25 protein-coding genes are annotated in these 25,561 nt (G+C 45.1%); 10 read left to right on the forward strand and 15 right to left on the reverse strand.

What is annotated here, in order from left to right; translation table 11 throughout:
• From QT979_RS17835 to QT979_RS17850, 4 genes are all read right to left on the reverse strand, one after another.
• On the reverse strand, positions 1-589 hold a 589-nt coding region (locus QT979_RS17835), incomplete at its 3' end, for a tetratricopeptide repeat protein (RefSeq protein WP_333311270.1).
• Positions 590-698: 109 nt separating this feature from the next.
• The gene (locus tag QT979_RS17840; RefSeq protein ID WP_333311271.1) at positions 699-1,118 is read right to left on the reverse strand and encodes a type II toxin-antitoxin system VapC family toxin; all 420 of its coding nucleotides are present in this window, start codon (positions 1,116-1,118) and stop codon (positions 699-701) included.
• Complete coding sequence (locus QT979_RS17845; RefSeq protein WP_333311272.1) at positions 1,115-1,615, reverse strand: hypothetical protein; 501 nt, start codon at positions 1,613-1,615, stop codon at positions 1,115-1,117. The genes QT979_RS17840 and QT979_RS17845 overlap by 4 nt, the downstream gene beginning before the upstream one ends.
• Positions 1,616-1,879: 264 nt before the next feature.
• Positions 1,880-2,473: a hypothetical protein gene (locus tag QT979_RS17850; protein WP_333311273.1), complete on the reverse strand. Its 594-nt coding sequence runs from the start codon at positions 2,471-2,473 to the stop codon at positions 1,880-1,882.
• A gap of 82 nt (positions 2,474-2,555) precedes the next feature.
• Here QT979_RS17850 and QT979_RS17855 point away from each other — a divergent pair, with 82 nt between their 5' ends.
• Entirely contained in the window at positions 2,556-3,446 is an 891-nt protein-coding gene (locus QT979_RS17855; RefSeq protein ID WP_333311274.1) for a hypothetical protein, read from the forward strand.
• Between the two features lie 141 nt (positions 3,447-3,587).
• Here QT979_RS17855 and QT979_RS17860 read toward each other — a convergent pair whose 3' ends face one another.
• The 3 genes from QT979_RS17860 to QT979_RS17870 all read right to left on the reverse strand — a co-directional run bounded on the left by QT979_RS17860 (position 3,588) and on the right by QT979_RS17870 (position 5,040).
• Positions 3,588-3,926 (reverse strand): XisI protein, encoded by a 339-nt coding sequence (locus QT979_RS17860; protein WP_333213186.1) that lies wholly within the window; start codon positions 3,924-3,926, stop codon positions 3,588-3,590.
• Positions 3,914-4,330 (reverse strand): XisH family protein, encoded by a 417-nt coding sequence (locus tag QT979_RS17865; RefSeq protein ID WP_333213187.1) that lies wholly within the window; start codon positions 4,328-4,330, stop codon positions 3,914-3,916. The genes QT979_RS17860 and QT979_RS17865 overlap by 13 nt, the downstream gene beginning before the upstream one ends.
• 224 nt (positions 4,331-4,554) lie before the next feature.
• Positions 4,555-5,040, reverse strand: a complete 486-nt coding sequence (locus QT979_RS17870; RefSeq protein ID WP_333213188.1) for a hypothetical protein — start codon at positions 5,038-5,040, stop codon at positions 4,555-4,557.
• Positions 5,041-5,335: 295 nt separating this feature from the next.
• Between QT979_RS17870 and QT979_RS17875 the strand changes: the two genes are divergently transcribed.
• Complete coding sequence (locus tag QT979_RS17875) at positions 5,336-5,521, forward strand: ribbon-helix-helix domain-containing protein (protein WP_333296113.1); 186 nt, start codon at positions 5,336-5,338, stop codon at positions 5,519-5,521.
• Between the two features lie 313 nt (positions 5,522-5,834).
• Here QT979_RS17875 and QT979_RS17880 read toward each other — a convergent pair whose 3' ends face one another.
• The 6 genes from QT979_RS17880 to QT979_RS17905 form a co-directional block, all read right to left on the reverse strand.
• Complete coding sequence (locus QT979_RS17880) at positions 5,835-7,799, reverse strand: ATP-binding protein (protein WP_333213190.1); 1,965 nt, start codon at positions 7,797-7,799, stop codon at positions 5,835-5,837.
• Positions 7,800-8,081: 282 nt separating this feature from the next.
• Complete coding sequence (locus QT979_RS17885) at positions 8,082-8,285, reverse strand: hypothetical protein (RefSeq protein ID WP_333311275.1); 204 nt, start codon at positions 8,283-8,285, stop codon at positions 8,082-8,084.
• A gap of 88 nt (positions 8,286-8,373) precedes the next feature.
• Complete coding sequence (locus tag QT979_RS17890) at positions 8,374-10,290, reverse strand: HEAT repeat domain-containing protein (protein ID WP_333213191.1); 1,917 nt, start codon at positions 10,288-10,290, stop codon at positions 8,374-8,376.
• 619 nt (positions 10,291-10,909) lie between these two features.
• Positions 10,910-12,085, reverse strand: coding sequence for a family 10 glycosylhydrolase (locus tag QT979_RS17895; RefSeq protein WP_333213192.1), 1,176 nt, complete (start codon positions 12,083-12,085; stop codon positions 10,910-10,912).
• A gap of 211 nt (positions 12,086-12,296) precedes the next feature.
• The gene (gene metK, locus QT979_RS17900) at positions 12,297-13,559 is read right to left on the reverse strand and encodes a methionine adenosyltransferase (protein WP_333311276.1); all 1,263 of its coding nucleotides are present in this window, start codon (positions 13,557-13,559) and stop codon (positions 12,297-12,299) included.
• Between the two features lie 323 nt (positions 13,560-13,882).
• On the reverse strand, positions 13,883-15,073 hold the full coding sequence (locus tag QT979_RS17905; protein WP_333311296.1) for a transposase: 1,191 nt from the start codon (positions 15,071-15,073) through the stop codon (positions 13,883-13,885).
• Between the two features lie 143 nt (positions 15,074-15,216).
• Here QT979_RS17905 and QT979_RS17910 point away from each other — a divergent pair, with 143 nt between their 5' ends.
• A complete protein-coding gene (locus tag QT979_RS17910; RefSeq protein WP_333311277.1) occupies positions 15,217-16,941 on the forward strand; it encodes an AAA-like domain-containing protein in 1,725 nt (574 codons plus the stop codon).
• A 92-nt stretch (positions 16,942-17,033) separates the two neighbouring features.
• On the opposite strand, the gene QT979_RS17915 is transcribed toward QT979_RS17910, so the two are convergent.
• Complete coding sequence (locus QT979_RS17915) at positions 17,034-17,381, reverse strand: rhodanese-like domain-containing protein (RefSeq protein WP_333311278.1); 348 nt, start codon at positions 17,379-17,381, stop codon at positions 17,034-17,036.
• A 159-nt stretch (positions 17,382-17,540) separates the two neighbouring features.
• Entirely contained in the window at positions 17,541-18,170 is a 630-nt protein-coding gene (locus QT979_RS17920) for a hypothetical protein (RefSeq protein WP_333311279.1), read from the reverse strand.
• Positions 18,171-18,367: 197 nt separating this feature from the next.
• On the opposite strand from QT979_RS17920, the gene rpsD reads away from it, so the two are divergent.
• The 7 genes from rpsD to QT979_RS17955 all read left to right on the forward strand — a co-directional run.
• Positions 18,368-18,976 (forward strand): 30S ribosomal protein S4, encoded by a 609-nt coding sequence (gene rpsD, locus QT979_RS17925; RefSeq protein ID WP_172190738.1) that lies wholly within the window; start codon positions 18,368-18,370, stop codon positions 18,974-18,976.
• Positions 18,977-19,329: 353 nt separating this feature from the next.
• Positions 19,330-20,631 (forward strand): NF041680 family putative transposase, encoded by a 1,302-nt coding sequence (locus QT979_RS17930; protein WP_333311280.1) that lies wholly within the window; start codon positions 19,330-19,332, stop codon positions 20,629-20,631.
• A 328-nt stretch (positions 20,632-20,959) separates the two neighbouring features.
• Positions 20,960-21,856 carry a hypothetical protein gene (locus tag QT979_RS17935; protein ID WP_333311281.1) on the forward strand — a complete coding sequence of 299 codons (897 nt, stop codon included), beginning with the start codon at positions 20,960-20,962 and terminating at the stop codon, positions 21,854-21,856.
• 108 nt (positions 21,857-21,964) lie between these two features.
• Positions 21,965-22,606 (forward strand): COP23 domain-containing protein, encoded by a 642-nt coding sequence (locus QT979_RS17940; protein WP_333311282.1) that lies wholly within the window; start codon positions 21,965-21,967, stop codon positions 22,604-22,606.
• 108 nt (positions 22,607-22,714) lie between these two features.
• Positions 22,715-23,581, forward strand: a complete 867-nt coding sequence (locus QT979_RS17945) for a serine protease (protein ID WP_333311283.1) — start codon at positions 22,715-22,717, stop codon at positions 23,579-23,581.
• Entirely contained in the window at positions 23,515-24,603 is a 1,089-nt protein-coding gene (locus QT979_RS17950; RefSeq protein WP_333311284.1) for a serine protease, read from the forward strand. Before QT979_RS17945 ends, QT979_RS17950 begins: the two co-directional genes overlap by 67 nt.
• Before the next feature lie 121 nt (positions 24,604-24,724).
• Positions 24,725-25,561, forward strand: an 837-nt coding sequence (locus QT979_RS17955) for an SdrD B-like domain-containing protein (protein WP_333311285.1), incomplete at its 3' end; no start/stop codon positions are given.

Genomic DNA, 25,561 nt, shown 5'->3' on the forward strand with positions numbered 1-25,561 from the left:
CTGCGCGATCTTTTAATTCCCGCATAATTGGTAAAGCTTGGTTATAGTATTTCAAAGCTTCTTGCGGTTGGGAGATGTTGTCGTAGACTCCACCGATATTATTCAAAGTAGTAGCTTCACCTGCGCGATCTTTTAATTCCCGCATAATTGGTAAAGCTTGGTTATAGTATTTCAAAGCTTCTTGCGGTTGGGAGATGCTGTTGTACACTAAACCAATATTATTCAAAATAGTAGCTTCACCTGCGCGATCTTTTAATTCCTGCGTAATTGGTAAAGCTTGGTTATAGTATTTCAATGCTTCTTGTCGTTGGGAGAGGCTATTGTAGTTAAAACCAATCTCATTGAGTGCTATAGCTTCAATTTTTCTAAATTTAAGTTGTCGTGCAATAGCTAGAACCTGCTGCCACGTTTGTATTGCCTGTTGCCTTTGTCCTTGCCTTTCCTGTTGCTTTGCTTCCAGTAGAAGTCTCTGTAGTTCTTCAACCTGCGAATTTTGACTTTGCGCCCAACTCGGTTGAACCATCACCGGCACAGTCAGAGGAGTCAGACACACACCCAAAACCAAAACACTGCTAATAATTATTTTCATCTTTTTTATAATTCACCAAATTCGCCTAATAAAATAGGTATCAAACGCAGAATCTTTACTGAATATGGGTATCCCTTCCACCATTAGTTGTGCAATGATAAGGCGATATTTACACATACCAATTTTCTATTTTCAACTCGATAAAATCTGCAAAGTCGGAAACATTGTTCGTCACAAGTATCAATTCGTTTACTTTAGCGATCGCCGCAATTTGACCGTCTGCAAATGATGGTGTCTTGCCAATACTGGAGAGACGCGCTCTTTCTGTCGCGTGCCAGATGGCAGCATTAGCATCATAAGGTAGCAGAGGAATTTGAACTCGAACTGTCTCATAGAGATAACTTTCTAGAATTCGACGTTTCCTTGATTCAGGAAGTCGCTTACACCCAAATAAAAGTTCGTGAAATACAACTGTTGCTGTCGCAACTTCTTCTTTATGTCGCTCTAACATTTTGACCACATTTGTATTCGGAATTGCTCGAGTTGGTTCCGAAAGTACGTTAGTATCTAATAAAAATCGCAAACTCACAAAACAACCTCGCGCCCTGGTGATGAATCTCTGAGTCCCTCAAAAACTTCTGCCTCAATTCCTGCTTCTTCTAGATTGTTTTCTTGACGAAACTTTTGAATTGCTTCCCAAAAATTTTGAGGTTGCTCAATCTGGCGTTCTTTCTCAATTTTAGCAATAATTTCAGTTAACTCAGCAGATACTTTAGTCAATTCTTTAGCTTTTTCAAGCAAGCGATCGACCAGCGGTGATGGCAATAACTCCAGCGGTTCATCAAAGTCATCAGAAGTTGTAATTAGTCCTCGATCGCTCCCAAATCGGCTAGGTGTAGGCGAAGATTCTTCAACTTCCTGCAAAGTTTCTGCTTCAACTGTTTCTGTGATACCTTTAATTTGAATTGATTGAGATGGCATCCTTTTTCTCAGATAAATTGCAGATATCAGGTCAGACCAAGTAAAGTTTTCAGGTAATTTATCGATTAAGCTGCGGACTTCTTCTTTAAGATTTATGGTTTCCATTGGTTTTAGTAAAGAGAGTTGGGATTTTAATTCTAGTGCCACTCATATTTTACATTTGTTGCAACAGTCCGGCAAGGGTTAAAATCCCTGCCTCAAAGCTTAAGTCCTCGGTCGAGGACTGCAAGATCGAGAATGATGCAAGATTTGAAGTGAAATAGACAGGAATTACGCACTCCGACTCCTCGAAACCGGGTTTTTTACCAAATCTGCAGGCTGCACGAAATATTTTCGTAAAAAAACCCGGTTTCTGACCCCGCGACGGACTCAATAGGGAGTCGCAACAATTGTCATCGTCTTTTTCTGCACATCAAATTGCATTTCATCGACAACAAATTGCCTGCCTTTCGCGACTCCCAAAATCCCCCGCAATTGCGCCCGATTCACGACAGGCGGCCCCAAATTCACCACAGCTTGACCTTTAACAGCATCTTTCAGCTCAAAAGCACTGATGGGAATGCCATTCCATCTGGCTTGATTGTTAGTAGCTGGCGGGAGCTCGCCCCGAAGAACTGGCCCTTTACGAGAATCTATATGAACTTCCGCAGTTTTGGGAAACACGATTTTATCAATTTGACCCAACGGAATCGATCGCTTTTCCTGTCCTAGCTGTATCCATAATTGTTGCACTTTCTCGTCAATCTGCACAACTCGACCGTCTCTTTTTCCGCCCCCTTTCATCACAATTTCCGCTTGCGTCGGCAACGCTACGGGTATCGGCTGACTAGCGTTAGCCTGTGCTTGTACGGATGGCAAATTCTGTTTCTGGACTTCCTGACTGGCCGCATTAACTTGTGCAGCCATACCCGCTGTTACCGTAAAAAGTGCTACAACTAGAAATGAAAGTGTTTTGCGTTTCATCGTCCCCTAGACCCCCTTCAAGGATAAGCGTTAATCCCCTAATGTCTTGAAATTGTACTACACATCCCTTGAAGGTGATTCCGTGACCGCTTCTCCCCAACCTACTCCCGAATCGAATATTTTAGGCAACTTTGCCAGCGTTGTTGGCTTACTCGGTGCCGCTTTGTTTTTCACGGGCTGGATTTATCGCTGGTCTTATTTTTACTGCTTTCAGCTAAATGTAATTACCCTCGATTTACCAGTAGAATCGTTTTTCCTAGTACCGCTTCAGGTATTTTTAGGCGATGGCTGGACAATACTCAGAAGTGCGATCGCCCTTCTGCTGACAGCCCTGGCGATTTACCTCAGTTTGTGGCTGGTTAATAGTATAAACAAGACAGTTGCTGTTAAAATTAATCGCAGAGCTAGACGTTGGCGTTTCTCTGCTCGCAGAAGAAGATTAGGGTTGCTTCATCGCTTCCTGAAATCTTGGCAGCGATTTAATATCAATAGATTGAACTCTATCAAATTATTGCGATCGCTCGTTGACGAAATTATCATCGTCGGTTGGGTATTGCTAGTGTTGTTTTGGTCAGCATACCACCAAGGTATTGCCGATGCCCGACGCGATGCCGGGGAAAATTCGTCTTTACCCGCAGTTGCCTTAATCGCCAAGCAAGACAACATTTCTTTGGGCAGAAAACTCGACGATCCAACACTCCGACTAGACCCCAAAGGATTTAAGGCGATCGGCGATGCAGGTCTATTTGCAGATTTGAGCAAAAGAGATTATACTGATATCAATAATCCCAAAGACCCTAGAGTTTGGCGGTTGCTTTTGGAGAGAGGGAACTGGATTTATCTGTTTCCGGCTTTAACAAATGAACAGCAAAAAGACCCTAACGCTCGCCCGCCCGTGATTGCCATTCAACAAAGTCAATCCGGCGATCAATTGTTAATTGTAAGTCCCCAACCTTCTCAACCTTCTAAATAAAGTCGGGGCTGGTTGATTCGATGCCAAAATAGTCTCGATGCTAATCGTTAGACAGTTAAATTAACTTATAGCGTGCGTCAGCCATTGATTATTTCGATTTCAACAGGTTTTTCCACTCCGGCGGGGAACCTTACGCATTTCCTAAGCAACTCCATAGCCAGTATATGGACGCTTGTAAGGTGGATGCAACCCTAAAATAATATCCTCTTTGGGTACTCCCATCTCGACTAATTCTTGCCCAAGATCGGCTTCTGTCATATTGCGTTGAATCCAAATTTTACCATCCTTGATATCTACGTGAATGAAACAGTTATAAATCCGCTTGTATCCCTCCCAACCAACGTCTAAAATTTGGTAATGATCTTGTTCGGTATCGAACACAAGCTGACATTCAACATCCAATTCTGAATTTTGCTCTGGTGTGGCATGAGTGGTTAGCAACTGGCGGATAAATTGGCGGTACTCTTCTATTCTTTCCATTCGATGATTACCTCCTGCATCGGTTCGTAGACGATTAACTTCACTTGATACTGTCTGACAGCTTCCTGAGTGAATCGTTCTTGAAAAAAGGATTCAAATATATCGAGAGGAATTGCCAGATATAGAGTTCTGTCTGGTTCGGTCATTTGCAATCCTAAGCGGTAGTTCAAAAACTGTCCTAACGCTGAATGAAAGTCTGTCACCGCTGATGGATTCAAAAAACTTTTGATTTCAACAGCAATCTTTTGTCCAGCTTTTTCAGCGGCAAAGACTTTCTCTGCTGCTAAATCGACCTCAAACTTCACCTGATCTATCTTGAGGATCAGCGGATCTGCCGTAATTACCCACTTCTCCTTCAAGAGAGCTTGTTTAACAGCATCATGGAATCGGTCTTTGGCAGCCATCGCTTTTTTACAGTATCTAGGTATTATGATAGCAGCGAGCACTCTTCCATATCCCGCTTAAATATTCTCTGCACTCTTGGGTACTACTCTGCTGGGACGAGAGTTTTTGTAGTTTGATTTCTTACTGGCATTCCAGGAGCGCTTCGCCACATACGAGTAAGAAGTCAAAAGCGATTTCAATTGCTGAGGGACTACAATTGTCACCGTCCACAAGTGTTTATTGATTAGGTGCGATCGCACATAACAACTTCAAACACACCCCCTGGAATAAACCGACACAAAGCCCTCCGCCGATCGTCCGCATCTTGCCGATTGACAAAACGCGCGATCGTACAGTGCTCCGCATTCGGTAAAATTCGGACGACCGCCCAAGAATTGCGATCGCCCCCCTTTAACTTTTCAGGTGTTTTCCCTCGCGAATTTGAGTTGAGTTCGATCGCGGGGCGATCGGCGATCGTCGGAGAATTTGCTTTTCTGAGAGTGTTGAGGTAGCGGGCGATCGTACTACCTTTGAGATTCGCCCCGACGCGCAGAATCAGAAACACCGCAAAGCTTTCGATCTCTGGCCCAGTCATGCGCGCGCGATCGGCCTCAAAATCCTCATCAGAGTAGCTGCGGATACCCGACAGCAGTTGCGTAATGCCAAAATCATTCAAAGCTTGTTGATAGCCGCGGTTATATTCGCTGCCGTCGCTCACAGGCTTTACCATAGTAGTTGTCTCCTTTTATGTGGATTGTCTCCTTGTATTTGGGGAACCATTAGCCAGCGCGGGCCCTGCAAAAGTTCAGCGCTGGCTTTTGACTCTCTAAGATTTTATCCATATATGCCGCACAAGTCAAGCATATATGCTCCATATATGCACAATGCTCTAGATGCAGCACAATATGCACGCACTATCGGCGCATAGTGCTGTGCAAAAGCAGCATTGTGCTGCATATTCGACAAAATTGTCTGCAATACTGGACAATGACGATTGCCCTAAATAAAAAAATACTCAATTTCTAATGGCTAAACGTGTATCAACCTCCTTAGCAGATGGAATTTATGACCTGCTTCAAGAGTGGGCAAATGAGGAACGCCGTTCAATCAGCGGCTTGTCAGCATTCATTTTGGAACAAGCTGTGAGGGAACGCCAAAAACAAATGCAAAAACAGTCCCCACCATCCGATGAGAAACAGGAGAAAAGTTGAGTGGACGCATCAAAGCCAAAGAAACCGGGTTTTTTGCGGTTTTTGCCGGCTGTAACGAAGTATTTGGCAAAAAAACCCGGTTTCTGACCACCCCTGGGTCCAGAACTATATGAAATTTATCGGCATAGACTTAGGTTTGAGTTCAGCAGCAAGGGGTTTGTGCTATTTGAATTGGCAAAATAACCAATTAGAATTAATAGAGTGCGATCGCCCCCACTGACAAGACTAAAGCATTTCGACATAAAGCCAGAGGTTTGAAACATACATTTTCGCCCCTCGGCGTACCCCCTACATCTCTCGCCCAAACATTACATCACCCGTTTCCCGCCGGTATTCGCACAGTGAAAATAGACCCTTTTCCCTCTTCGCTTTCTACCAAAATCTCCCCGCCCATCATCTGACAGTAGTGGCGGCTAAGTGTCAGCCCCAATCCGGCGCCGTCGTAAGGTCGCGTTGATGAACAGTCAGCTTGCACAAAAGCTTCAAACAATTTGTGCTGTTGTTCTTGCGACATTCCAATTCCGCTATCTTTAACAGATAAACAAATCCAATCCGACTCTTGAACATTCAGCAGGGGACAAGCGATCGCCGCAGAATGAGTTTCATCGGCAGCCATTGAATAGTCAATCGCCGATCGCCCTGCTGTATTCAATTTGCCACTGCCTTCAATGCGCCTGACACTCAGTTTCACTCTGCCGTTTTTGGTGAACTTCGCAGCATTACTCAGCAGGTGCATCAAAATCTGCCGGACTTTTTTGAAATCTGCGTGCATTATGCCCACAGTTTGATCGCACTCAATCTCCAAAACATTGCCATTTTTCTCTACTAACGGTTTCGCGGCACTCGCAACATTGTCAACCAGGGATTCGATGCCAAACTCCTGGATTTCGAGTTTCATACCCCCCGCTTCAATTTTTGACAAATCAAGGATATCGTTAATCAAAGATAGTAGGTGCGTGCCGGCTTTCTGAATCTTGTGCAAGTCGGGTACAAACTCATCAAATCCCGCATCCTGGGCATCTTCTGAAAGTAGTTGACTGTAGCCAATAATCGCATTTAAAGGCGTCCGCAATTCGTGGCTCATATTTGCTAAAAACTGGCTTTTAGCTGTGTTAGCCGCGACGGCGACTTCCTTAGCTTGTTCTAATTCTTTTGTATGTCCCGAAACGCGCTCGATTAGGTGATTGAGAGAGGCAGCCAGAGATCCGATTTCGCCTTGTCCGGTGACGGGTACTCGCAAGTCAAAATTAGACTCAGCGGCTACTTGTTGGGCCACCTGAGTGACGCTGATCACAGGTTTGGCGATCGCCCGACTCGTCCGGTAAGCCACCATTCCAGCCACCACTACCGACAGCAGCATACTAATAATAATTATGGCTTTTTCCATTCCTTGAGCGTCTTCCATCACTTCACCGCCTTGGCCTTCTTGCTGCTGGGCAATATCGAGGATTTTGCTCAATTCCTCAAGGCTGCTGTTGAGCTGTTTTACACCTTCTCCGCTTTCGATGGCGAGCAATTTTCTGGCAGACTCTATCTCCGGAGGCGATAGTTGCGATTGCTGGATTGTCTGCAAGGTTGACTGGAGAGTATCGGCGTATGTTTCTAATTTTTTTGTGCAATCTTGCAGCAAAAACTTGAGAAGTTCCGGTTTTGCTGCCAGCCAAGCGGGTTGGCTGTCGGCAAACTTTTCTATACGCAACCGCAGATTTTTCGCCTTAACAATACTCTTAACCAACTGCTCTTCTTGCTGTTTGAGCTTGGTCGAATTATCTACAAAAGAATCTAGCTGTGAACCCTGCAATTGGGCCGCCAGCGCTGCATCTTTAAAATTGCCGAGCAATTGCGCTTGTAGATGAGCATCATTGAATTGCTTTAATCCTTGTCCTTGGTAGTAATCGGCAATCACCAGTCCGCTCAGCGAGCCAAGAAAGCCGATTCCTATTGCCAGTAAATACCCGTAGCCAATTTTTTGATGGATAGGCAAACCGCCAATTTTAGATGGCCAACTTTTGCTGACTTTTAAGGATAATTTTTCTACAAAATCATGGTTGGATTTTTTTTTCTTCACGGTTTCTATAGAAGCCACTTCTCCGGAAATAAAAACTGGCATCTGTTTATCTAAAGTGGTATTTTTTGGGTTAACATTTCGCGTTTTCACGTTTGTTTTCGGCGGGTTAAATGGTTCTAAGTCTGGATTCAATTCCCCCTGGTCTTCCCAAACGGCAACCGAGAAACTTGCTTCGTGTCCTGTTTTTTTTAGCAAGTTAATTTTTGACATATGCAACCCCTGTATTCTGTTAAAATCTATCACGATCTTAAGTTCTCCAAACGGAAAAGCTTGTCTATTTGACGGTAGACATCTGCGAAAAAGCATCTGAAACTCTGGTCGAGTCAGAGGAGAAACTTAAATTCGGTTGATGTCTAAGAGATAATTAGGCTGTTGAGGACTGTTGCCAAATTACTTTTTCGACTCGTAAAAGTCTGCAGCAGGCAAAAAAAATAAAACTTTATCCCCGCAGTGAATTATCCCTGCGTGGAATGTTACAGGCAGAAAATTCTCTCAGACCTGTTTTGCCTGTGAGTAGCCCAAAGCTGATATTGTCTGTTGACAATGCACCCGATTCCTTCGCTTTGGACTTTGGCTGCCAGCAATGCGACGATTGCTTGACGGTTTTTGTTGAGCATCCGACAACTTCATAGCACAGAATGTCACAAATGCAGCAGCCGATCGAACTTTTGCACCCTGGCGATCGACTTTTGGCATCGTTGCCCCGCAAAGACAAGTCTGAGGCGAAGTGTCGTTAGTAGAGTATAACTGTAGGGCTTGCGAAAAGAAACCCGCTTTCTGCAGGTCAACTGTTGGCGATTGCGAGTTCTGGAGTTGCGGTGGTCAATTCGATCGCCAGTGCTAGCTTACCGTCTCTACCCAAAGCTTCATCGGCCAAGTGTACCATCCAGCGATTCGGCTTGGCTTGGGGTCTGGCGGCAAGCACAACCGCCCAAGCTTCCTGTTCTTTGCCACGCCCCAACAGCGCAGCACAAACAATCAAAGCTGTGGCAGTTGAACGGCTGATCCCACTTTGGCAGCAGATGAGCAAACTGCCTCCCTGCGACGACATTTTGAGGGCGAAGTCAATAATTTTCAGTACATCCTCAAGGCTAGGCAAGATTTGATCTGGGTCGTCAACGGGGGTGTCGAGGTCGTTAAACTCCAGGCACATTCGGTTCGGGATTTGATGAAAAGTTTTGGGTTCGGGAACACCTGGACTGCCGATCGAGATCAGGTATTTAATCTCGCGCCCCGCAGCGCGATCGACAATGTATTCACTGGCTTCTACTTCCGAAGTAATCAGGATTTTCGGCAGTTTTTCACCCGATAAATCTGGGGAAACAGAGGGTTCAAAATCAACTGTTTCTGCCTCAGTCCTGACATCCGCCAAGTATTGAGCGGCCAGCGCACGAACGTCAGCAAATTCGCGATTTAAAGCTGTTTCCAGAGCCAAAATAGCAGCCGTTGAGCCAATTTGACCGAGGGATTTAACAGCCTTTTGGCGCACTCCAGAATTTTCGTCCCCCAGCAACCGCACCAAACCTGCCACAGCTTCCTCTGTCCCAATTTCCCCCAAAGCAGCACCAACTCTCCACCGCACATAAGATTCGGTGTCGCCAATTGCGCTCGCCAGTCCCGCGACCACCATTTTGGGCAATTTAGCATCTCCCTCTGTATTGATGTTCCCAAGGGCAACCGCCGCCCTGCCACGCACGAAAATATCTCGATCCGAGAGCGATCGGATTACGGCCACCATAGCCACCTCGCTGCTGATTTCTCCCAAGGCAGAAACTGCACTGCCGCGCACGTCTGAGTCGTCATGGTTGAGGGCTTGCACCAGCCCAGCCACAGCCGTTTCCGTGCCAATTTGCCCCAAGGCCTCGGCGGCCCTCAAAGAAACTGCATAGGAGTCTGGATCGTCGTGAAGCAATTCTATTAAGCCGGGTACGGCCTCACAATCGCCGATTTTCCCCAAAGCCGCCGCAGCCCTAGCGCGGACGATGTGATTTTCGTCTCTGAGGGCATTCAGCAGGCCGGAAACTACCTCGGAGACACCTATTTTTCCACAGTTGACGGCCGCCCGCCAGCGCACCTCGGAGTCTTGGTGTTTGAGGGCTTTCAGCAGCGCGGGGACGGCTGTTTTCCGGTTAATTTTGCCCAAAGCCCAAACAGCCCAGGCGCGCACCCTAGACTCTGGGTGTTTGATGGCTTTGAGCAGTGCTACAGCGGCTGGTTTCGAGTCAATTTCTCCTAAAGCCCAAGCGGCCCAAGCTTGGATTTGGGAATCTTTGGATTCGAGCGATCGGGCTAATTCAATTACTGCTGCTTCGGAGCCTATTTTCCCGATCGCCCGAATCCCATCAAGGCGCACTGCACTTTCTTTGTGGTTCAATGCAGCCACCAGCATCGGAATTGCCATATCGGAACTTGTGAGGGCAAGCAGTTGAATTTTGAGCAGCGGCGAAGTGGGGATTTTGTCGATTAATTTTATGGTGGCTGTTTGAAATTCTGGCTTTACCGTTCCTGCTAGCTTAGAGCCGAGTTTTAAATTTACTTTTAGAGCTAATTTTACTGCCCGCAAAGCTAGACTTTGCTGTTCTACTTGCGGCAATATAGTCGCCAAGGTGTGCATCCCTTGTTTTTGTTTCAAATATTTTTGATAGAATTGAGCATCGCTGAGCTCGGGTAGCTGTTGGATGAGGCTTGCTGCTGAGGTCACTGATTTATCCTAATATTTTGGCGAGCGGTTGAGATTGCTCTTTTAAACTGTCTTTAAAAAATATGGCGTTTACAAAACGCTACTTCTAAAAAAAAGCTTGCACCCACTTCTAAAATATGTCTTCTTCTACTATTTTTGCAACTCCCCAATTATTAATTATCGGGTTTGTTTGGGGGATCGGCTTGACAAGGAGTAGCGCTTGCTGCTTAGCATTGCTGGGTTTTTAACTGACCTAGCTCTGCTATATAATTTTATACTCACATCTTGCACCATTGTCAGGAACAGGCAAGATGCCTGTTCCACAAGAAATTTCACCCTTTGTGGAACAGGCATCTTGCCTGTTAATCACAGCTTATTGAGAATGGTGCAACATCTTATTTTATACCAACTGGGTTTGAAATAGCGATCGACGCGGTTGACCAAAAGCATCCAGGATACAGGCCCCCGGATTCATTCCAACGCGCAGACTCAGGACCCAGAAATAAAAAACCTGTATCGGATGAAACTTGCCCCCCGAATTTATCCGTGGGGTCAATACTTCAATCTAAAATCTAAAATCTAAAATCTAAAATCGATTGACCCCAGCCAACCGAAAATAGATTGATGGCGGGACAATCTCTCAACGAGCATAGGGCCCTTTTTTCAAAACCTTAGCCAAAACGTTATCGTTATCTCGCAAACCTTCGTAAAAAAACATCACTTCTCCTTGAATGCCGCAAGAGCGGTTGTAAGCAATTACTTGCAACAACAGTTCGGGAGTTATGCTATATTTGCTGCCTCGATTCGTCAACAAAATACCGGGCGACACGCACTTTACTTGCTGCCCGCTAAGTTGTCCCGACATCATTTTATCGACCAATTGTTTGTAAGCATTAAAATCGCGACGATAAAACTGCGGGTGAAGCAGATCCACCAAATTTTTGTCAACCCAAGCTTTAGAATCTTGCAAATATTCCACCAGCCCCCAGTCATAAGGACTCGGCGACATCGATAGCAACAAATCAGGATTAATAGCTTTCACTTCTCGGTGTAAACGAGCTACAAACTCAGTAATAATATTAGCACGCCACTGTAGCCAATGTTGTTCTTTACAATCCGACGGCGCTGCTTTACCGCACTCTTCTAGATAGCGTTTAACCGTTTTTTCGTCGTAACCGCCTTCTACCGGAAACGCAATGCGATCGTCTCCTTGAACGCCGTTTACCGGATAATTCTTAGCAACTTCCAGCATCAACCCCAGCACAAATTCTTGCACTTCCGGGTCAAGAGAATTCATCCAGTCAAAGTTATTTTTCTTCAGTAAATTGCCGCTGAAATCACGGGCGATCCACTCAGGTTTTTTCGCCAGCAAATGACCGCCCTTGCGATTGTAAGAACTCACAAATCCGTATTCAAAACAAGGAATCACTTTTAAACCAACTCTCTTGGCCTCAACACATATTTCTGCTAAGGGGTCGCGACCTTGATAGCGCGAGTCAATTTCCACCCCAAATTTTTCTCGCATAATTTGAGAAGGATAAGCCGTATAACCCTGGCTCCAAATTATAGGAAAAACGGTATTAAATCCCGTATCGGCGAGAAAGTCCATTGCCTCAGCAATTCGCTCTTTTGATGTGAGAACTTTGGAGTCTGTGCTGGTTATCCAAACGCCGCGAATTCCACCAGGATTGTTAGTCGCAAACGAACTGGGCAGCGTTGCTGGATTTGGTGCAGAAAATCCAGTCGTCGCCAACCGCTGTTGGAGGGAAGAGGCAAAACTGCGAATTGCTGATTGGAAAGGTGTGAAAAATCCCATTTATTTATTTAATCTTTTTTTGTGTAAGATGGGCACTGAACCCGCTACGTTATTATTGATTGGTAGCACCCGGTATTATTTATGGATAAGATGCGCCGAAGAAGCGCCTATTATTATTTATTGATTAGGTGCGGAGTACGCACCCTACATTCCTTGGTAGCACCCGATATTATTTATGGATAAGGTGCGCTACGCGCACCCCAAAATTGTACTATCCAGCTACTCCAGACAACTTCTGGCTCAAAGCTTCTTTCAAAAGTTCCGCCTTATCAGTTTCCTCCCAAGGCAAATCTAAATCAGTGCGTCCGAAGTGACCGTAAGCCGCCACATCTTGATAGAAACGGCCGCCTCTTTCAGCAGGCAAATTCTGCAAATTAAATGCCTGAATGATTCCCGCAGGACGCAGTTCAAAATGCTGCTTCACAACTTCCAAAAGGCGATCGTCATCAACTTTCCCAGTGCCAAAAGTTTCGATCATCATGCTAACAGGCCGCGCAACGCCGATCGCATAACTCAACTGCACTTCGCACTTTTGGGCCAAACCAGCCGCTACGATATTTTTAGCAACGTAGCGACAAGCATAAGCCGCGCTGCGGTCAACCTTGGTGGGATCTTTCCCAGAAAAAGCGCCGCCGCCGTGGCGGGAATAGCCACCGTAGGTATCCACAATAATTTTGCGGCCCGTCAAACCCGAATCTCCTTGAGGCCCGCCGACCACAAATTTGCCGGTAGGGTTGACAAGGAAGCGAGTTTCTGAATCTGGCTGCACACTAATATCGGCAAACACGGGTTGGACGACTGCAGTCCAAAGGTCTTCTTTGATTTTGGCTTGAACTGCTGCTGTTTCTGTGATGTCGCCGATCGTCTCGGTGTGCTGCGTAGAAATTAAAATCGTATCTATGCCAACGGGTTTGCCGTCCTCATAGACTACTGTAACTTGGCTTTTGCCGTCGGGACGCAGGTAAGATAACTGACCAGTTTTGCGGACTGCGGCCAGTTGACGGCAAATCCGGTGCGCTAAACTGATCGGCAGAGGCATCAATTCCGGCGTTTCGTTGCAAGCAAAGCCGAACATCAAGCCTTGGTCGCCGGCTCCAATGGCGTCTAATTCCTCTTCACTCGATTGTTCCCGGCTTTCGTGGGCTGTGTTCACCCCTTGAGCAATATCGGGAGACTGAGAATCAAGAGCTACCAACACTGAGCAACTATTGGCCGAAAAGCCGTTGTCAGCGTGGATGTAGCCAATATCGGCTATTTTTTTCCTGGCTAATTCTATGTAATTTACCTGAGCTTTAGTGGTAATTTCGCCCGTCAGCAGCATTAAGCCGGTGTTGACGACTACTTCGGCTGCGACGCGGCTTTTGGGGTCTTCAGTCAGTAAGGCATCTAAAATCGTATCGGAAATTTGATCGCAGATTTTATCGGGATGGCCTTCAGTGACCGATTCAGAGGTAAACAGGTAGCGGCGTGACAATGATTATTTCTCCTTTGATGGGGGCTCTTCCTGCGCGACATCGACGACCAACGAGTTATTTTTCCGGTAAAAGCCAAGAACGATCGGGTCTGGGCTACCGTCGAATTTTTGTCGGTCTGCAGAGCCGTGTTGAAGCAGGTTTTGAGATTGGGTAAAGTGACACTACTATAGCAAAGTGAGTTCCGGCAAGTCCCTAAAAACTTAGATTTTGTAGGATTGTCGATCGATCTTGGACACCGCTCGTCTACCCCCTAACCAGACAAAGGTAAGATACATTGACAACTCCTCGGCCCGAAGGCACGAGGATTCTTGGTTCATTGGGACTACTCACGTAGCTTGCCCTCCCCAAAATTCACTGCGATTTGCCCAACCGCTGTATATCCACGCTGCAACACCACTTGCGCGGCTGCCACATCTCGATTCGTTTCATAGCCACAGGTTTGACATCTATGTACCCGTTCGGATAGTTCTTTTTTGCCTGTATGAGTTTGACATCTGGGACAAGTTTGACTTGTTCCGTTTGGGTTTACAGACGCGAAGTATGCACCTCGCTTAAAGCAAACATGGCTCAAGATATTCAAGAACTGACCAAACCCTGCATCAAGCGTGTGCTTGCTCAGCATTCCGGCTGACATTGCTTTGAGGTTCAAGTCCTCAGCAAATACTGTTTGGGCACAGGTACATAAATGATGTGCGGTCTTGAAATGAAAGTCTTTGCGACTGTTCGAGATGTATTCGTAGTGCAAGGCTATTTGGTGATGAATTTGACGAAACTTTCTAGAGCCTTTTTTCTTGCGCTTGAGTTGACGTTGCAGCAATTTCAGCTTGCGTTGTCCATCCACAAAGAATCGAGGTCTATCAATCAATTCACCATCAGAAGTTGCCAAAAAATATTCTAACCCTAAATCAATCCCTAATCCATGCCCTGAAGGTGAGGCTTGAGGCACTTGGACATCACATTGCAAAGTGAGCATGGCATAGTAGCCAGAAGCCCTTTTAATAACGCGAATTTGCTTGACATCAAACCCTTCAGGGATGGGACGCGACACGTGCATTTTGACGCTTCCAATCTTGGGTAGGTTGACCCAATCGGTAGCATCAAACTGTTTAACGGATTCTAGATTCAATTGAGGGAACACAAATGAGCGCATCCGCTTTTTGAATCTAGGAAAACCGTGTCCTCGTTCCCACATCGCCACAAACGCTGCCTCTAATTGGCGCAACGCCTGTTGCAAGACATGGGTGTGAGGCAGTTTCAACTCAGGAATTAACTTCTTTGCGATTGCCAATGATTTGCATTGGCCTGCAAAGGTTGGACGCGGTGCATCAGCAGGGATAATGTATTCCTGCTTAATGCTGCACGAATTGATATCACACTTACGAGAATTAACCCAATCTTTTCGTTCTCGCAATGCAAAGTTGTAGACCTTGCGGCAAATATTGAGCCACTGGTCGAAAGTCTGGCGTTGCGCGTCGGTAGGAATGAGCTTGTACTCGTAGGTTAGATTTAACATACAATCATTGTAGAGCCAACCTGAATAAATGCCGTGCTGTTTATTCAAAAACCTCTCGGAGAGATTCCGAACCGAAAGTCCCCCTAGAAGGGGGAGGCTTGTATCCCATTTTTTTGGTCAGGGTATCGCCTTGTGCAATGACTATGCCAGGACTCCAAAAATCACCAAACTTGATCCAAACAGTTGCCAATCTAGAATTTCCCGGCGGCCCCATACCGCTTGACTCTCGATTTTATATCGATCGATCAGGGGCCGAAGCCCTGGCCTTTGCAGAAATTAGCAAACCCGGAGGCATGGTTCGCATTAAAGCTCCAAAAAAAATGGGCAAAAGTTCGCTGATGCTGCGGATAATTCACGCGGCAGTCGATCGTGAATACCGCACAGTAACTGTAGACTTTCAGCAAGCCGACACAGCGGTTTTTGCTAGTTTAGATAAATTTTTGCGCTGGTTTTGTGTCAATGTCGCTCGGCAACTCAAACTAGAACCAAATATTGATGAATTCTGGGATGAAGATATGGGCAGCAAGGTAAGCTGCACTATTTACTTTGAAAACTATTTACTCGAACTAATTGACAGTCCCATTGTCTTGGTAATCAACGAAATAAATCTAGTATTTGAACGCACCAATATTGCTCAAGATTTTCTTTCGATGATCCGTTTTTGGTATGAACAAGCTCGCGCTAGCACCACTTGGCAAAAACTCCGCATAGTTGTCATTCATTCGACAGAGATTTATATTGCTTTGAGGCTTAATCAATCTCCATTTAATGTAGGAATGCCGATTAAACTCTCAGAATTTACTGCTGAACAAATTAAAGATTTGGCGTGCAGACACGGACTGAACTGGAGCAATAGCGAGCCGATCGAGCAATTAATTAACATGGTAGGCGGGCATCCTTATTTAGTGCATTTAGCGCTGTATCACCTGGCAATTTTGCAACAAAATCGCCTGTCCGTCGATCGGGATGAGCCTGGGGAGGAACTGGGGCGAGCCGAGTTGGCAGAACTTTTAACAGCAGCTCCTACTCACAGCGGAATTTATAGCGACTATTTGCAAAATCAGTCGATCGCCATTCAACAGCAGCCCGAACTCGCCTCCGCATTCCAACAAGTTGTCGATGCTAAAAATAGCATTCACCTCGAACCTTTGATGGCTTATCAGTTAGACAGCATGGGACTTGTCAAATTAGAGGGAAATAACTGTAGTTTGTCTTGCGAATTATACCGCCTGTATTTTCAAGGGCAAAATTTGTGCGAGGACAAGTTGTCGGTGGTTCGTTTTGAGGAGTTGCAGCAAGAAAATCAAAGGCTGCAAGCTTTGGTGAATGTGGACGAACTTACTCAAATTGGCAACAGACGGTATTTTGATAGTTGCTTGCGAATGGAGTGGAAACACATGGATCGAGAGGGGTCTCCGATATCTTTAATTTTGTGCGATCTCGATTATTTCAAAATATATAATGATACCTACGGACATCAAGCAGGAGATGAGTGTTTGCGATCGGTAGCTCAGACAATTCGCCGATCGCTCCAGCGTCCTGCTGATGTAGCTGCTCGCTACGGGGGCGAGGAATTTGCTGTGATTTTACCGGAAACTGATGGGTCGGCGGCTCTGGTTGTTGCCGAACAAATTAGAGCGAAAGTGAAAGCTTTGAATATTTTTTTTAACCCGCAGAGTCTTGACGGTCTACCTAATTCTGTGGTAACAATTAGTTTGGGAATTGCCAGCGTTGTTCCGAGCGAGGAAAATGATGCGATCACCCTGCTACTGGCGGCTGATGAAGCTCTTTATGACTCGAAAAGGCAGGGGCGCGATCGGCTCACTATGAGTACGCTTTTAAATTTTCGATTTGCTGGTGTGAATTAGGTAATTCCTGGGAAATATAATTCGTTTCTACACATACAAAGTCCGCCTGCGCGGACTCTGGAAAAAACGATAGTGAAGAACTGGATTTGATGTTAATAGCGGGGGACGGTTCGATCGACAACCATTGAGTAAGCATCGATGCCACCAACGATATTTTTAACGTTGGTAAATCCTTGAGTGGCTAACCAGTGGCACATTTGAGCCGATCGCACTCCGTGATGGCACAGAACTAGGGTTTCGGTGTCGCGATCGAGTCTAGCGTCAATTTCACCAGACCATTCGGCAAACTCGCTCAGCGGAAAAGCTACAAATCCCGGCAGCGCCGCGAGTTCAATTTCGTAAGGTTCCCGCACGTCTACAAGCTGCAATTTCTCAGCATTGGTTTCTGCTAATTGGCGAGCTAATTCTTCGATTGTAATTTGAGCAAAAATTTCTGACATTTGATTAGAAGGAAGAAGTCAGTTGGCAGTTGGCAGTTGGCAGTTGGCAGTTGGCAGTTGGCGGTTGGTAGTTGGCGATTGGCAGTAGCTAATAGCTGTGGAATAACAAATAACAACTAACAAATAACAACTAACAACTGACAACTAACAACTGACAAATTAATTGAGGGGCGAAGGCGGTGAAATTAGCTCCACAGGAGGGGTAGGTGCAGGACGCCCGTCCAACTGGCTCACGCTGTCCCTGGGGTCAAGACAAGTGGTGATTAACCTGTCAGTGGGAAATTCGAGCCTGCCGCTCAAACCGACTACGCATTCAGCAAACTGTTGTGGCAATAAACTGCGGCGGCATCCATCGAGCACTACCAGGGGATCTGCAGGTTGAGTTCGAGTTTTGCCGTTAATATTCACTACGCAAGTAGCCAATTCTTGGGGACGCCTCACCCGCCGACAGCTAGAGAGCGCTTCGACACCCGAAATATTGGTTTTGCGGTTGATTTGGAGGGCGCATTTAGATATATCGCGGGGGCGGAGGGCGTCAGCACAAGCGGCGGCGGCTGCCTCTGCCCCCACTCCGGCTTCGATTAGTTCCAGGGCGCAGACGCGATAGGGATTCCTAGAGCGAGGGATTCTAATAGTGATGGCTGATGCTGGTGAGATTGGCAGTGCTGTTGCCAACAAACCGAGTGCTGCTAGCTGCCTGCCGAGAGCCAATATCCAGCGCGCGGTAGGGTTTGAGCCTGTCGGTGCTGGCTTTGGGGAAGAAGTGCGGGAGAAATTGCGGTTGTGCATGGCAGATCGAGTAGTGAGTTTTTTTGGCTGATTGGGGCGATCGAGCGATCGGCTTTTCCTTCAGAATTTACCGCACATTATGGATCGCGCTGCGGTCGATCGTTTTTTTATCGATCTTTATTTTAATTTTGACCGTTACCAACATATAATATAGAGTCTGCATAAATATTGCATACAGATATTAGAGAGGAAAATAAATGTCTCGATATCGAGGCCCCCGATTGAGAATCGTCCGTCGCCTGAAAGAGTTGCCGGGTCTAACCCGCAAAACCCCCAGACGAGATTATCCGCCTGGACAGCACGGTCAAAACCGCAAAAAGCTCTCTGAGTATGCGGTTCGTTTGCAAGAAAAGCAAAAACTCCGTTTCAATTACGGTGTGACGGAACGCCAATTGCTCCGTTACGTCCGCAAAGCCCGCCGTGTCACGGGCTCCACAGGTCAAGTGTTACTGCAATTTTTGGAAATGCGCTTGGACAATACTGTGTTTCGGATGGGAATGGCTCCAACCATTCCGTCCGCTAGACAATTGGTAAATCACGGTCACATAACTGTCAATGACCGTGAAGTCAATATCGCCAGCTATCAGTGCAAGCCTGGTGATGTGGTTGCTGTGAAAAATAGAGAGCGCTCGCGCACAATGGTAGAAGCTAATCTCAAAGACCCAGGCTTGGCTCACTTGCCGAATCACTTGGAATTTGATAAGCAAAAACTGGTTGGCAAAGTTAACGGCGTTATCGAACGCGAGTGGATTGCTCTACAAATTAACGAACTGCTAGTGGTGGAATACTACTCACGGCAAGCTTAAGTTATTAGTCATCAGTCGTTGGTCATTAGTCATCAGTTGGTTGCTAGCAGAATAATTAATAGTTGGGTACGAACCCAGTTATTGATTAATTGCTACTGAATAATGAGGACTAAGGACTGAGGACTAAAAATTCAGAATTTTCAACACTCCCACCCCCTAAAAAGGGATGGGATTTTTTGAAGGTTTCGCTTCAAATACCCCTAAGCTTTTCTGCTATTTTCTTGAATTTTTTAACGGTACTTAAACAACTGTAGTTTAGACTAACTAAAGATGAGAACGGTGGCCAAAGAAGAACTAGAGCCACCGCGCCGGGAGAGAATGAGGGTGCAAAATAAAACCTATCCACTCCCTAAATGAACAGTGAACGATTAAGGAAATTTCGTCAAGCAGCATACGAGTTATTGGTAGTCGCGAAAGATGCCACATTCGAGCTGATGGATGCAGTGATGACCACCAGAAATGCGTCATGTTTAGCAGAATTTTCACTCAGCCCGCTATTCAATCGACAATGGTCAAGTATCTATGAAGCCTTACAAGACTGTAGACCAGACCGAAAAAAACTGATGGAGTTGTATCGAGAGCAATTAGAACAGCAAATACCTGCAACAGAACATATATTAGTGGCGATCGATCATACTGCGTGGGGGAGACCAGAGGCCAAAACCTTAAAAGACAGAACCCATGAATATCACAAGGGCGTAATTATTGGACAGGGGTACAGTACCATTGCCTGGATACCCGAAGCTCAAGGAAGTTGGGCATTACCCCTACTCCATGAACGAATTAGTAGTGGGTCTTCACCCATACTACAAGCAGCTTCCCAACTCAAACTTGTCTGTGAACAGAGCCTCCATCCAGTATTAGCAGTCTTAGACCGAGAATATGGCAATGCAAATTGGGTATTAGCGCAAGCAGACATTCAAGCTGATTGTTTAATGCGAGTCCGAAAGAATGCCTGCTTGTGGTCGGCACCACCAGCCTATAGTGGTCGCGGCAGACCACGGAAACACGGGCCAAAAATGAGGCTGAATGACCCAACTACATGGCTCCAAGCGGATGCTGCGATCGAAATTGACGAACATCCACAGTTGGGACAAGTCCAAGTCAGACAATGGGTTGACTTACATTTTTATCGTGCGCCTGAACAGAGAGTTAATTTAATCCAGATCGAAAGAATGAAGCCCATGTCAAATGGTCAACCATTTCCACCCTTATGGTTGGCTTGGGTGGGAGAACGAACTCTTCCTCTAGAAACAGTTTGGTTTAAGTATTTACGACGCTTTGGGGTGGATCATTGGTATAGGTTTGCCAAGCAGCGATTACATTGGACATTGCCTAACTTGAGAACTCCCGAACAATCCGAGCGGTGGAGTGATTTAATGCCATTGATGAGTTGGCAACTCTGGCTGGCTAGGGATTTAGTGATCGAGAATGTGTTACCTTGGCAATCTGCTACGATTAATTTAACGCCTGGACGTGTTGCCCAATCAATGTTGTCGGTTTTAGTTGACATTGGTACTCCCGCAAAAATGCCCAAACAGAGGGGAAAATCCCCCGGCTGGGAAAAAGGAAGGATACGTACTAAGGCACCGTGTTATCCCACTGTGAAAAAACGGGTTTCTCGACGCAAAAAGTCTTCAAAATTAGTTGTTTAATCTCTTCCTTATTGAGTTTTTGAGCAACAGCTTCCCGGATATTCAAAGGCAGCCACTTTTAGCTGCACTCATTTTTTAGTCTAAACTACAGTAAACAATAAACCTCTTGCAAAAGTTTGGACGCGATAATTTTTAGGAAAATGCCAACTGTACCGTTCAAGGGGCAACAAGCGCCTCCAAAGCAAAAGCATTACAATACAGTGAAGTTAAACTTCGGAGTTTGACTCTGAATAAATTAATTTTTTTAAACTTTTGTAACAATTGCCAATATAGTCCTACAGCAGTTGGGTATCTAATCTATAGTCGGGATGTGGAGGTTATAAGGACAATGAAATACATTAAGTTTCAAAGAATTGCTCTAACTGCTGCTCTGATCGGTGCGACCACAGCCGGTTTTAACAGCACAGTTATGGCACAGACGTTAGAGTCCACCAAGACTCTTACTGGGAGAATCGATGATTCATCCAATCCTGTTTTTATTTCTGGTAAATCTCGTCCCGGAATAGAGTACAGCTTTCAAGCAGTAGCAGGTGATGATATTCAAATCACAGGTGTGACCCAGCAAGGCTCTGCAATTGATATTGTGTTAATGGTGTATCCGCCCGATCAGCCATCTATAGGTCCTATTGATCTAGACTTAAATGGAGGTACAAAGGAAGTTTTTTCGCAAAACTCTATTGATACTGGAGGGACGTGGAAAGTTCGTGTAGTTTCTTATAACGATCAACCTGGAAACTACAGCATCACCCTTCTTGTTAAACGCAATGGTGCTGTGGTGGGACCCCAACAACAGTTGTCTTCTGCAGATCAGGTGCTGAAAAAACACGACTTAATCTCAACAGCTTGCAGTACCCCTGATGTCGTTGCAGTAATTGACATTGGAGGTGAAAAAAGATGTGTAAGGAATTGGGTAGGAGGACCGGGAGAGTGGGTTTACAATCAAGATAAAGATGAGATAACCCGCAAACAACCTGCCGATCCCTATATTGCAACGATCAATAGTTGGAGAGCAACTCTCGTCGATTGTAATGCAGTCACGGCTGTGGTGAGGATTGCTTTTGAAGCGACCAAAGTTTACTGCATTCAACCGACTTCAGCAGTACCGGCTGGAAACTACACCTACGATCGCACAACGGGAGAGATTTTGCCCCAGAATGCTGTTTCCCCACCCATCTACACTCCTGGACCAGTCAATACACCGCCTGACGAGGGACCAATATTCTGAGGTGTTGTTACAAGCCGTAAAAAGTTGCGGATTAATTGATAGTAACAACTCGAGAACCTGGGTGCTTTTATTCAATGCTTTCGCTTATTTTATTAGGAAAAAAACATCATGAAATTTCAATCGCTCGCTTCCCTTTCATGTTTAGCAATGGCTGTTGCAGGTATGGTGACGTTAACCAGTGAAGCCCAAGCTCAACGAATTGGGCCTTCCAATCCTCCTGCCGGCGGCATCCCACTACAGCCAACTCGTCAAGTTCTCCCCCCAGCAATGACAACTGTTCGTTGTGCAGGTACAGTAACAGTCGCTGAAAAGAATGGCAGACAAGCACCCATTATTACATGGACTACAAATTACTTTGGAGAACAATATACTCCTGAAACCCGCTGCCAAATGGTTTCCTCTAAACTGCACAATGCTGTCATGGCGAATGGAGGAACTTTTGCAGGAATGCGTTTTTTTAGTGGAATTGTCAACAGGGATCTGGTGATTTGTGTTCTAGGAACGGGTCAATCTCAGTGCAACTCCGGCAATATGTTGTTTACCCTCAAGCCCGAAAATCGACCTCGCGTTGGACAAATTCTGGAAGAGATAACGAATTTTTCAACAAAAGGAACAAGTGGTATTCGGGAAAATCGTGGTGAGGGAATACAAGTCGATATCAGTGATTTAGACCAGGAATTAGGAACTTCCGACCCGACCTATGCACCTCAGTCTCCATCTCAACCTGCTCCCAATGAGACGATCTTCTAATCTCTTGTCGTAATCAATCCCCAAAAATTAACCAGAAAGAATCTTTTGTAGGGGCTGTCCTGTAGAGGCATCCCCTACTCTTTTAAACTTGATGTTGATTGGCTCAAAATGGAATTATTATCTACCTTAATTGGGTTACAATTATTCGTCGTTAGTCCGGTATTGCAGGAATTGTCTAGGGGCTGGGAAATTCCATTTCCAACTCATCCCCAGAGTTCCATCATTAATATCGCAACCGTTCAACCCTCCCAAACACTAACTTCCCGTTTACCGGCAGTCGGGGTATCAGTTCCTGAAATTGCTAGACAAGTTACCGTTAGAATCCTAACAGAACCCGGTTTAGGATCGGGTGTAATTATCGATCGCCAAGGACAAACCTATACAGTATTGACTTGCTATCATGTTGTGGAGAATAGCTATTACAACAAATACACGGTTCTTACCTCAGACGGTCAATCCTATCACGCTGAATGGCGGCGGTCTGTTCAGTTCGCCGACTTAGATTTAGCCTTAGTTCAGTTTACCAGTAACCAATCTTATCGAGTCGCTACCCTAGATTTACAACCCCTTGCACTCGGAGAATTAGTTTATGCCTCTGGATTCCCGAATTGGTATTGGCCCAACCAAAATTCACCTTTAAGTACAAAGGATTGGGGAAATAAAGCGTACCGTTTAACGGTGGGAAAGGTGGGAATGCTATTGAACCGAACGCTTCCCCAAGGATACCAACTCGGTTACACCAATGAAGTTGAAGATGGCATGAGTGGAGGACCAGTTTTAAATCAATATGGTAGATTAATTGGCATTAATGGTCGTCTTAAGTATCCGTTTCAAGGAATGGATGTGTTTAAATTTGAGGATGGAACAGTTCCTTCAGAAAAGCTATTTCAACAAATGGAAGCCTTAAGTTGGGCAATTCCCATATCGCGGTTTCAGAAACCCAAAACTCATCCGGCTTCAGAAACATTATTTTAGAAATGGGAGCAAGAGTTTTTATACAAGTAGAATTGATGATATTAACAATTATGATTATATCCCGTCGAGGCTCTAGCATTTTATCGAAGTTTTTAGCGTTAATTACAGCGATCGGCTTAATTCTATTAAGTCCACCTTCTCAAGCAATTATGCCCGATGATATCGATGCGATGTCTTCGCAAACTACAGTTTTAATTGGGAAAGCTTTAAAAAAAAGTGATGGAGGGCTAGAAACATTTAATCCAGGTTCGGGTGTGATTGTTGCCCGCAAGGGTAATACTTATTATGCAGTCACCAATACCCACGTTGTTGAACAACCTAACAGTGGAACTATTTGGGGGGTTGTGACCTGGGATGAAAAATTTCATGAAGTTGGCGATGTTGGGGATAATATCATTCGATTTGGGAACTATCAGTCTTGGGATTTACCCATCGGAGGATTTGACCTCGCCTTACTCAAATTCACCAGTAATGAGGATTATCCAATTGCTGTTATGAGTAATAATTCTGAAAAGATTCAAGTTAATGAGCCCGTTTATCTATCCGGTTGGCCTGAACCAGAAGGAGGGGTTGCTCGTACTGTGCGTGTTTTTAGTCCAGGTCAGTTAGTTAAAGTTGATGATACTCCCTTTTCAAATGGGGGGTATAACATTATGTATGATAACTGGACTAAACCGGGGATGAGTGGCAGTCCCGTTTTTAATCAACATGGAGAATTAATTGGGATTCATGCTGCTGGAAGAAGGCAAGGGGATAATTACTGCATCGATGCGGAGTTAAATCTTAGTAGTAGTTGTGGAATTCAAGCGGTTTATTTGATTAGTCAAATTGAAGCTAAGCAGATTAGACTAACTTTTAATCCGCCACCTGTCAATCCTTCGGTAATTACTAGAGGACGGGCAAATAAAGCTGAGGCAGATGTCATTGAGGATGTGTATAAAATATTTAATCGTGTAGAATCACAACTCAGAGATTGTCCAACCGGAGTCCTTATTGATGAATCTGGATGTGAAAGTTGGTAGTGGTAAAAAAGTAGCGATTTTTGCCTTCTCGATTATTTTTTCTAAATCATTGAATCTTACTCAAAAAAAGATCCAATGACAAGCCATTGAATTCTAACAACTCTCTACCAATCTCAAAAAAATGAAAAACTTAACCTTACTTCCCAGCAATAACCTCATTTCAGCTTTAGATAGTAATAACAACAGCACACTTGAGACAGGGGGATTAGCAACTTTAACGAATAACCTGAAGTTTGCTCAACAAATTAATATTCCTGGTCCAGAACCTTTACCTACTTTTACTGGCCGTATTCAAGGAACAAAATTTACCAACGATCTCAATCGTAACGGAATTTTTGACGCGGGAGAGGATCTACCTCAGCCGGGTGTTACCATATTTTTAGATCAGAATAACAACGGTCAACTCGATAGCGGAGAATTACAAACTCAAACAGATAATTTAGGTGGTTATTTTTTCTCAAATTTACCCCCCGCCAGCTATACTGTTCAAGAAATTGTTCCCGCAGGTTTCGAGCGTCTTACTCGAGTTCAAGCTGTTACTGTCGTTGCTAATCAGACCACTAACTTTGACATTGTTAATCGTCAGAATTTTGCACAGATACCACCAATTTTCACTGGCAGTATTAGTGGAAGAAAATTTAACGATCTCAATCGTAACGGAAGGCTTGAAGCGGGATCAGATCAACCTCAGTCAGGTGTCACCCTATTTTTAGATCAGAATAACAACGGTCAACTCGATAGCCTAGAATCAGCAACTCAAACAGATAGTTTAGGTGGTTATGCTTTCCCAAATTTACTCCCCGCCACCTATACTGTTGAAGAAATTGTTCCCCCAGACTTCACTCGTTTGACTCCAGTTCAACCTGTTACTGTGGTTGCTAATCAGACCACTAACTTTGACATTCTTAATAGTGCAGGAACAATAACAACTGTCACTGGCAGTATTAGTGGCAGGAAA

This window comes from Microcoleus sp. w2-18bC1 (genome assembly GCF_036700365.1).
Classification (GTDB): Bacteria; Cyanobacteriota; Cyanobacteriia; order Cyanobacteriales; family Microcoleaceae; genus Microcoleus.

Excerpts from the sequence above, each read along its gene's own strand:
- QT979_RS17845 (WP_333311272.1), bottom strand. The coding sequence starts at position 1,615 with ATGGAAACCATAAATCTTAAAGAAGAAGTCCGCAGCTTAATCGATAAA.
- QT979_RS17850 (WP_333311273.1), bottom strand. The coding sequence starts at position 2,473 with ATGAAACGCAAAACACTTTCATTTCTAGTTGTAGCACTTTTTACGGTA.
- QT979_RS17860 (WP_333213186.1), bottom strand. The coding sequence starts at position 3,926 with ATGGAAAGAATAGAAGAGTACCGCCAATTTATCCGCCAGTTGCTAACC.
- QT979_RS17865 (WP_333213187.1), bottom strand. The coding sequence starts at position 4,330 with ATGGCTGCCAAAGACCGATTCCATGATGCTGTTAAACAAGCTCTCTTG.
- QT979_RS17870 (WP_333213188.1), bottom strand. The coding sequence starts at position 5,040 with ATGGTAAAGCCTGTGAGCGACGGCAGCGAATATAACCGCGGCTATCAA.
- QT979_RS17875 (WP_333296113.1), top strand. The coding sequence starts at position 5,336 with ATGGCTAAACGTGTATCAACCTCCTTAGCAGATGGAATTTATGACCTG.
- QT979_RS17880 (WP_333213190.1), bottom strand. The coding sequence starts at position 7,799 with ATGTCAAAAATTAACTTGCTAAAAAAAACAGGACACGAAGCAAGTTTC.
- QT979_RS17885 (WP_333311275.1), bottom strand. The coding sequence starts at position 8,285 with ATGCCAAAAGTCGATCGCCAGGGTGCAAAAGTTCGATCGGCTGCTGCA.
- QT979_RS17895 (WP_333213192.1), bottom strand. The coding sequence starts at position 12,085 with ATGGGATTTTTCACACCTTTCCAATCAGCAATTCGCAGTTTTGCCTCT.
- QT979_RS17905 (WP_333311296.1), bottom strand. The coding sequence starts at position 15,073 with ATGTTAAATCTAACCTACGAGTACAAGCTCATTCCTACCGACGCGCAA.
- QT979_RS17910 (WP_333311277.1), top strand. The coding sequence starts at position 15,217 with ATGCCAGGACTCCAAAAATCACCAAACTTGATCCAAACAGTTGCCAAT.
- QT979_RS17915 (WP_333311278.1), bottom strand. The coding sequence starts at position 17,381 with ATGTCAGAAATTTTTGCTCAAATTACAATCGAAGAATTAGCTCGCCAA.
- QT979_RS17920 (WP_333311279.1), bottom strand. The coding sequence starts at position 18,170 with ATGCACAACCGCAATTTCTCCCGCACTTCTTCCCCAAAGCCAGCACCG.
- rpsD (WP_172190738.1), top strand. The coding sequence starts at position 18,368 with ATGTCTCGATATCGAGGCCCCCGATTGAGAATCGTCCGTCGCCTGAAA.
- QT979_RS17930 (WP_333311280.1), top strand. The coding sequence starts at position 19,330 with ATGAACAGTGAACGATTAAGGAAATTTCGTCAAGCAGCATACGAGTTA.
- QT979_RS17935 (WP_333311281.1), top strand. The coding sequence starts at position 20,960 with ATGAAATACATTAAGTTTCAAAGAATTGCTCTAACTGCTGCTCTGATC.
- QT979_RS17940 (WP_333311282.1), top strand. The coding sequence starts at position 21,965 with ATGAAATTTCAATCGCTCGCTTCCCTTTCATGTTTAGCAATGGCTGTT.
- QT979_RS17945 (WP_333311283.1), top strand. The coding sequence starts at position 22,715 with ATGGAATTATTATCTACCTTAATTGGGTTACAATTATTCGTCGTTAGT.